At 29.8% G+C, this 8,851-nt stretch carries 9 protein-coding genes; 3 read left to right on the top strand and 6 right to left on the bottom strand.

Annotated elements, in window-relative coordinates:
• Nucleotides 1-116: 116 nt before the first annotated feature.
• The 6 genes from O3884_RS05910 to O3884_RS05885 form a co-directional block, all read right to left on the bottom strand.
• Nucleotides 117-470 (bottom strand): hypothetical protein, encoded by a 354-nt coding sequence (locus O3884_RS05910; protein ID WP_371452381.1) that lies wholly within the window; start codon nucleotides 468-470, stop codon nucleotides 117-119.
• A complete protein-coding gene (locus O3884_RS05905) occupies nucleotides 471-1,070 on the bottom strand; it encodes a response regulator (protein WP_371452379.1) in 600 nt (199 codons plus the stop codon).
• A 15-nt stretch (nucleotides 1,071-1,085) separates the two neighbouring features.
• Entirely contained in the window at nucleotides 1,086-1,703 is a 618-nt protein-coding gene (locus O3884_RS05900) for a sensor histidine kinase (protein ID WP_371452377.1), read from the bottom strand.
• A gap of 544 nt (nucleotides 1,704-2,247) precedes the next feature.
• On the bottom strand, nucleotides 2,248-2,988 hold the full coding sequence (locus O3884_RS05895; RefSeq protein ID WP_371452375.1) for an ABC transporter permease: 741 nt from the start codon (nucleotides 2,986-2,988) through the stop codon (nucleotides 2,248-2,250).
• A complete protein-coding gene (locus O3884_RS05890; protein WP_371452373.1) occupies nucleotides 2,988-3,887 on the bottom strand; it encodes an ABC transporter ATP-binding protein in 900 nt (299 codons plus the stop codon). The genes O3884_RS05895 and O3884_RS05890 overlap by 1 nt, the downstream gene beginning before the upstream one ends.
• A gap of 153 nt (nucleotides 3,888-4,040) precedes the next feature.
• Nucleotides 4,041-4,640 carry an NAD-dependent epimerase/dehydratase family protein gene (locus tag O3884_RS05885; protein ID WP_371452371.1) on the bottom strand — a complete coding sequence of 200 codons (600 nt, stop codon included), beginning with the start codon at nucleotides 4,638-4,640 and terminating at the stop codon, nucleotides 4,041-4,043.
• Between the two features lie 126 nt (nucleotides 4,641-4,766).
• Between O3884_RS05885 and O3884_RS05880 the strand changes: the two genes are divergently transcribed.
• From O3884_RS05880 to pflB, 3 genes are all read left to right on the top strand, one after another.
• Nucleotides 4,767-5,621, top strand: coding sequence for a patatin-like phospholipase family protein (locus O3884_RS05880; protein WP_371452369.1), 855 nt, complete (start codon nucleotides 4,767-4,769; stop codon nucleotides 5,619-5,621).
• Nucleotide 5,622: 1 nt separating this feature from the next.
• Nucleotides 5,623-6,093, top strand: coding sequence for a peptide-methionine (R)-S-oxide reductase MsrB (msrB, locus tag O3884_RS05875; RefSeq protein WP_371452367.1), 471 nt, complete (start codon nucleotides 5,623-5,625; stop codon nucleotides 6,091-6,093).
• 408 nt (nucleotides 6,094-6,501) lie between these two features.
• A complete protein-coding gene (pflB, locus tag O3884_RS05870; RefSeq protein ID WP_371452366.1) occupies nucleotides 6,502-8,742 on the top strand; it encodes a formate C-acetyltransferase in 2,241 nt (746 codons plus the stop codon).
• Nucleotides 8,743-8,851: the final 109 nt, after the last annotated feature.

The raw sequence follows: 8,851 nt of genomic DNA, 5'->3' as shown, positions 1-8,851 counted from the left end.
TTATTAGATTTCAAAAAAGCTTTTATAAAGCGATTTTTGAAATCAATAAACCACTGCGTCTATGAGTTATCATATCCACTTTTTTAAAAATTTAGGACTGTAAGTTGTTCCTGTTTTTATTTATTGTATGCAATTATCAAGAATATTATTTGGAAAATAATAGAAATAATAAAGAAAAATCCAATATAAATCCCTAGTGCGCCAGCTATGATATATAATATTATATTTATAATAATTAAATGATTTTTTGTGAATTTTATTAATGAGATAACAATATTAAAAATAACTGCTATTAAGAGCATAAAATAGTGTGGTATTAGGAATGCAAGTAGCAAACCTAAACCAGCGCCAGCACTAGGGCTGTCAGAATGATTAATTTTTGATATTGTATAAGCAAAGTAAATTACTGTTAGAGCTATATATAATATTGATGAAAGTAATGATAATCTTATAGCAAGTTTTCTTGTCATCTAAAGCCATCCTTCCTCAGTAGATTTTTTTACAGCTTCCGTTCTGTTTTTACAGTTTAATTTTGTAAGGATATTAGAAATGTAGTTTCTGATAGTTCCTTCGGATAAAAACAGTTCGTTAGCGATTTCTTTATTGGATAATCCTTCTTTAATTTTTAAAAGAATAATTTTTTCTTGATTTGTTAGAGGGTTATGACTATTAAAGATGTTCTCCATTAGTTCGGGTGAGTATTCTTTGTGTCCTGCTAAGACGTTGTTAATAGTTTTCATAAGTTCATCTATTGAACGATCTTTTAAGACGTAGGCATCTACGTTATTTTTTATAGCACGTTCGAAATACCCCATTCGTTTAAAGGTCGTTACAATAACAACTTTACAATCTATGTTATTGCTACGAATATATTCTAATACGTCTAATCCTGTTGCTTCAGGCATTTCAACATCAAGTATAGCTACATCGATATCATTAGCAGAAATTAAATCTATAGCTTCTTTTCCATTTTTAGCTTGAAGTACACTTTCAACACTATCTTGCATTGATAATAATGTTGCCATAGCATCTCGTAACATACTTTGATCTTCAGCGATAAGTAATTTCATATTATCCTCCTCTTTTTATTTGTTAATTGTTACTTTGATAGTTGTAGGTGATTTTTTTGATGTTATATCTATTACCCCATTAACTAGTTTAATTCTTTCTCTTATAGAAGCTAGTTCAGTTCCGTCGATACTTTCAAAACCTATACCATTATCAGAGATAATAACAGTGTAGTTATTACTAGATTCATTTATTTCAATATTACATTTACTAGCATTACTATGTTTAATAACATTATTTGTTAATTCTTTTAGAACCATTGTAATAGTCCATTCAACTAGTTGAGATGGGGATGTAATCACATTATTCTTAATATCCAATGAAATATCAGCCATTGTCATAATATCCGAAATAACTTTCAATTCTTCATTAATACTTCTATGTTTTAATTTATTAATTATAGATCGTGTTTCTGTCATTGAAGCACTACTGATTTCACTGATTTCATTGAGTTCTTTTCTGGCTGCTTCAATATTATTTTTTTCTAAATATTTTTCAGCGAGTTCTGCTTTTAATTTTAGCATTACAAAAGTATGACCGATACTATCATGTAAGTCTCGCCCGATTCTATTTCTTTCATTCTCAGCAAGAAGTAGATTAATATGTTCATTGTGTTTTAAACGTTCATTTTTCAATTTATTTCTTTCATAGCCATATTTTTGGGTGAAATAAGTTATGATACACATAGAAGAAAAAATAAATAGGATTATTCTATCTCCAATATTCATTTTGGGATTAGCAATTATATATAATGTTAGGGAATTTATTGTTATGAAAAAACTAATTGTTCTGTATGTAAAATACTTATCATGAAAATGCCAAACGAGTAGATTACTTAAATAAAAACTAAATAGAATGTTCGTTGGATATAAAACAATGGTCATGTAACTGATATAAGCAATTAAATAAAACCATTCTGTAAAAACAAGAACTCTATTTTTTGTATATAACATTCCTATATATGAAGCGATGGCGAGAATAGTTAAGGGTAATGTATATTTTGGATAACTTCCACTAATAACATATACAAGTGGGAATATAAAAAATATCGAAGATAGATAAAACCCATAATTTCCCTTTAATAAATTTAGTAATTTTTTATACATTTCAGCCTCCTTATTCTTTAATAATACCATAATAATATAAGAGTGTGAATAATATATCCACACTCTTATATTATTATTTTGATTCTCTTCTGTTTTTTATTACCAATGTAGCAATTATACATACAACTGAATATGCTAGAAGTATAGCTAGAGCTTTATAAGAGAAAATATCTTCTTTAATATATTTATTAACGAAATCTAATAAATAATAGGTTGGTGTCAGTTTAGATATATTTTGCAACCATTTTGGGAAAAGATAAACAGGCCACCAAAGTCCACCTAACATAGCAAGTCCTAGGTATAATATATTAGCAAGTAATGAAAGTTTTTCTTCTGATTTAATAAGACTTAGTAGTAATCCCATACCTAAAAATGTAATACTTCCAATAAGCATTAGAACAGCCGACATAATCCATTCACGAGCAGTCATATTAACGTCTCTAAAGATATGACCAACAGAGAACACAACAACTATTGATATAATAAATGTAATTATAAGACGAATAAAACGTGCAAGGTAATATTCAGATATTTTTATAGGAGAATTATTTAATATGTGTAGATAGTTATTTTTCTCATCTTCTTTTATAGAAATAGGAAGAGAAAATAAAGCGAAGCTTATACTACTAAATGCAGTCATAGAGATAAGCATATCTTTTACTACACGTGCTTTTGTTTCAGGATCATCGAATTGTTGCATTCCAGAAAATAATATAAAGAAGATAACTGGAAAGCCTAATCCCATAATAAAATTAGTTAAGTTTCTTTTTATGAATATAAATTCTATGTTTAATAAGTTGGCAAGATTTTTCATTATTTATCTCCTCCGTTTTCTTTTGTAGTTACAAAAATACTATCTAATAAAGTTCTATTTTGAATTTCAATTTCTTTAAACGTGCAACCAGCTTGTTGTAAGATATGCCATACTTCATCTGGTTTTTTTGTTAAGAAATTAATATTATCTGTTTTTATTTCTAAATTATTTATAATATCACTATCTTTCAATAAATCTAGATATTTTATAGGTAGTGTGAAGTATTTTTCAATTTCTTCAGCACGCATAGCATGTGGAGTAGTATCACGAACTAGTTTTCCTTTATTTAGAACTAAGATTCTATCTGCTGTATGTTCTACTTCTTCAATGTAGTGTGATGAATAAATAATAGTTAAACCTTTATTTTTTAAGTTATTCACAATTTCCCAAAATCTGATACGTGTTGATGTATCCATGCCAGCTGTTGGTTCATCTAAGAAAATTAATTTTGGTCTTCCTATTAATGTAATAATAAAAGATAATAATCTTTTTTGCCCACCTGATAATTTAGAAGCAAAATTATCTTTTTGAGACTCATCAAATCTTAAAAGTGCATCGATTTCTTCATTTGTTAATGGATTCTTATATAATTTCTGTATAAAATCTAGTAGTTCTTTTACTTTTAGTTTTTCAGGAACAACATTTTCCTGAGAAAGTATGTTAAGAAATTCTTTTAGTTTTTGGTTTCCTGGATTTAAAGAGTTAATTTTTATTGAACCTGAATTGATAAATTTATTTCCTAATAGACAGTTCATTAGCGTAGTCTTACCAGCCCCATTAGGTCCGATTAAAGCAATGCATTCACCAGAATTCACTTCAAAAGAAATATCATTTAAGATGTTTTTCCCTTTAATTGTTTTTGTTATGTTTTTTACTTCTATAATGTTATTTAATGACATTTTGCTCACCTCATCTTTGATAATTAAATTATATCAAAGTAGGAGAGTGTCTTTTAGTAGGTAATGTCATAAAGTAATATGACAAATGTCATAAAAAATAGACTTAAAAACTTGTTTTATTTAGAAACAAAGATTTTAAGTCATCCTGAATAGTTATTTCATATCTATTATTTCAATAATAGTTGAATCAGTATTTCTAAGAATATTTTTAACTACTGACTCTGCAACTTTTTCAACAGGAAGAGGATGCACGTTTTTGAAAAATGGTATACCTAATTTTGAAAAGAATTTAATCGGTAATATATTGAAATAAGAGGTAGGTCTGTCTTTACCGTACATAAGACCTGGGCGTACTATTAGATAATCTAGTTTCGAATCTACTACTAATTTTTCTCCGGCAACCTTGCTTTCTAAATATTGTTTGAAGCCACCGTTTGCAGAAAAGTAGACGAGTTTATTGATATTGTGTTTTTGACATAATTTAATTGTCTGTGCCACACTTTCTGTATTTAATTTTGAATATAGATTTTTATTTTTAATTGTTCCAATTAGATGAATGACTATATCGTAATATTCTTTTAGCATTATATTATCAAGATCAAAAATATCTCCCTGTATCCACGTTGCTTCTTCACTAGTGATAGAGCGATTTTGGGATCTAGATAAATAGCTGACTTTTACATTGTATTTTTTAAATTCTTTAATTAATGCTTTTCCAACAAAACCATTGCCACCGATTAGTAGTATGTTCATATGTACCTCGAATTAAATTATTTTTCTCATTTTAAATAGTAACATAACTTAGTACCCGAGTAAATTTATTTAAACTAATGAAAAAAAGATGATATAATAGTATCAATTTAAAAGGAGTGTGATTCAATGAAAGTAGGTTTAGTATTAGAAGGTGGAGCAATGAGAGGACTATTTACAGCTGGTGTCCTTGATGTCTTCTTGGAAAACAATATAGAGGTTACAGATATCGTAGGTGTTTCGGCAGGAACACTATTTGGAGTGAATTATGTTTCTAAGCAACCTAAAAGAGCACTTCGTTACAATGTTAATTATATAAATGATAAGAGATATATGAGTTTAAAAAGTTGGATAAAAACTGGAAACTTGATTAATAAGGATTTCACATACTATAAAGTTCCTTTTCAACTTGATGTTTTTGATAATAAAACATTTAAAAATTCTAAGACAAATTTCTATGCTACTGTAACAAATATAGAAAACGGAGAAGCGGAGTTTATAAAAATCCATGATCCTTATCTGCAAATGGAGACTTTAAGAGCCACTTCTGCATTACCATTTATTTCAGAAATAATAGAAGTAGATGGAAAAAAATATCTTGATGGAGGAATAGCAAATAGTATACCTATAGATTTTTTTGAGAAGAAAAATTATGATAAAATTATAGTAATATTGACAAGACCTATCTCATATAGAAAGAAAAAATCAACAAGTATACAGTTTAAGTTATTCTACAAGAAGTATCCGCATCTAATTGAAAAGTTAGAGAATAGATATAAGAATTATAATGAAACAGTAGAAAAAATACTTGAGTTAGAAAAGCAAGGGAAAGTATTTGTCATAAGACCTAGTGAAGATATTAATGTAAAGCGACTTGAAAAAGATATTGAAAAACTAAACCACGTGTATAATTTAGGGGTAAAAGATGGAAATCATATAATAGAAGACTTAAAAGAATATATAAGTTATAAAGGAGATAAATAAAATGAGTGAAGAAATTAAAATTAATCCAGAAGAATTTGAAAGAAAATCAAAAGATGAATTGAAAAAAGAATTATCAGATTTAGAATATGCAGTTACTATGGAAAGTGCAACTGAGAGTCCATATACTGGACAATATTGGGATAGTTTTGAAGAAGGAATATATGTGGATATAACAACAGGTGAACCATTATTTTCTTCGAAAGATAAATTTAGATCTCAGTGCGGATGGCCAAGTTTTTCTAAACCAATAGAAAAAGAAGTTACTAGATATTATAAAGATAATTCACATTATGTAGAAAGAATAGAGGTAAGAAGTAGAGTAGGAGATGCACACTTAGGGCATGTGTTTCCTGATGGTCCTACTGAGTTGGGTGGACTTAGATACTGTATTAATAGTGCATCTATAAGATTTATTAAGAAAGAAGATTTAGAAAAAGAAGGATATGCAGACTTATTAAGTATATTCAAATAGTATTTTTAAATAGGTAATTGATAAGGGATATCGATTACCTATTTATTTTATCGTAAAATAATACTGTTTTTTGATATATTCATAATGATAACAGCTACATAATTTTTACTCAGTTAAATAACAGTTATATAATGGATAAAAAATATCCTTGAATCGAAAAACATTAAATTATTGCGTTTTCATTGCTATTGCTGTAAATTTTTCATTTTTTAAATTTTAATTTTCATAAAATTTTTAAATGAATTATCAGAAATAAAAACACCTGTACTAATACTGTAGTTCACAAAATATACACAAATCGAGTGTAAAAATTATTGTTTTAATTATGAGTTCTTTGTAAACTATGAGTGTAACAAATAATTAATAAATTTATATAATATAAAAATAAAAATTAAGGAGTGACTTAATATGACAACAGTTGCAGAAAAAAAAGCATTCGTTGGTGGTAAATGGCAAACAGAGGTAGATTTAGTAGATTTCATTAAATCTAACTATACTGAATATAGAGGAGATGCATCTTTCCTTGCAGGACCAACTGAAGCAACTACTAAATTAGTAGAAAAATTTAATGATTTAATGCGTCAAGAACGTTTAGCTGGTGGAACATTAGATATGGATACTAGTATTCCTTCAACTATCCTTTCTCACGGAACTGGATATATTGAAAAAGATTTAGAACAAGTTGTTGGGTTACAAACTGATAAACCACTTAAACGTGCGTTAATGACATTCGGTGGTATTAACATGGCTGTTAACAGCTGTAAAGCATACGGATACGAAGTAGACGAAGAAGTTATTAAAATCTTCACTGACTATCGTAAAACTCACAACCAAGGTGTATTCGATGCATATACTCCAGAAATGCGTTTAGTAAGAAAATCTGGTGTAATCACTGGTCTTCCAGATGCATACGGACGTGGTCGTATTATCGGGGACTACCGTCGTGTAGCTTTATATGGTGTTGACCAACTTATCGCTTGGAAAAAAGAAGACTTAGCTCAAATCGGAGCTGACGGAGTTATGACTGAACACGTTATCCGCGACCGTGAAGAAGTTAGCGAACAAATTCGTGCTTTAGGTGAATTAAAAGAAATGGCTAAGATCTACGGATTTGATATTTCTGAACCAGCTACAAACGCTAAAGAAGCAGTACAATGGTTATACTTCGGTTACTTAGCAGCTATCAAACAACAAAACGGTGCTGCGATGTCTATCGGTAACATTGCTACTTTCTTAGATATCTATATCGAAAGAGATTTACAAGATGGAACAATTAACGAGTCTCAAGCTCAAGAATTAATTGACCACTTAGTATTAAAATTACGTTGCGTTAAATTCGCTCGTACTCCAGACTACAACCAATTATTCTCAGGAGATCCAATCTGGGCAACATTAATCGTCGGGGAAATGTTAGATGCTGAAAGATCATTAGTAACAAAAACAGACTTCCGTTTCATCCACACATTAGATAACATGGGTAACTCTCCAGAGCCAAACTTAACAATTCTTTGGTCAACTAAATTACCAACAGGATTCAAAGAATACTGTTCTGAATCTTCAATTAACCACAGTGCTATCCAATATGAAAGTGATGAATTACTTGCAGACTTCTTAGGAACTTGTGACAAATCTATCGCATGTTGTGTATCTGGTATGACTACTGGTAAAGATATGCAGTTCTTCGGAGCTCGTGCTAATTTAGCTAAAGCATTACTTTACACAATCAATGGTGGACGTGATGAATTATCTGGTGTACAAGTTGGACCTAAAACAGAACCTCTTCGTGGAGTATTAAACTACGACGAAGTATGGGCTAAATTCGATGTATTCATGGAATGGTTATGTAAACTATACATCAATACATTAAACGTAATTCACTACATGCACGATAAATACTCTTACGAAAGCTTAGAAATGGCATTACACGATACTAAAGTTAGAAGATTCATGGCTACAGGTATCGCTGGATTCTCAGTAGCAGTAGATAGTTTATCAGCTATTAAATACGCTAAAGTAACTCCAATCGAAGACGAAACTGGATTAGCTGTAGACTACAAAGTTGAAGGTGAATTCCCAACATTCGGTAACAACGATGACCGTGCAGACGAAATCGCTGTTGAATTACTAAAAACATTCATGACTAAACTTAAAAAACACCCAACTTACCGTGCAGATGAAACTACAACTTCTATCTTAACTATTACTTCAAACGTAGTATACGGTAAGAAAACTGGTAACACTCCAGATGGGCGTCGTAAAGGAGAACCATTCTCTCCAGGTGCTAACCCAATGAACGGACGTGACCAAAGTGGGGCACTAGCTTGCTTAAGCTCAGTAGCTAAATTACCATATGAATACAGCCGTGATGGAATCAGCTTAACTGCTGCATTCACACCAAGCTCATTAGGTAAAACTAAACAAGACCAAATCAAAAACTTAACAGCAATGATGGATGGATACTTCAAAAAAGGTGGTTACCACTTAAATACTAACGTATTCAATAAAGAAACATTACTTAAAGTTATTGAATCTCCAGAAGATTATCCAAACTTCACAATTCGTGTATCAGGATACGCAGTACGTTTAATCAGCTTAACTCCAGAGCAACAACGTGATGTATTAAGCCGTACAATGCACCAATTCATGTAATTAAGCAAATAATTAAAAGAAGGTGGAGGCGAAAGGCCTCCACTTTTTAGATTAATATAATTATATTTTCAGAATACGATATTAATAACTATAGATTAGCAAAAGGAGG

The organism is Gemella sp. 20925_1_85, assembly GCF_041433735.1.
In the GTDB taxonomy this organism is placed as follows: Bacteria; Bacillota; Bacilli; order Staphylococcales; family Gemellaceae; genus Gemella.
This window is presented reverse-complemented; position numbering and strand designations above follow the sequence as displayed.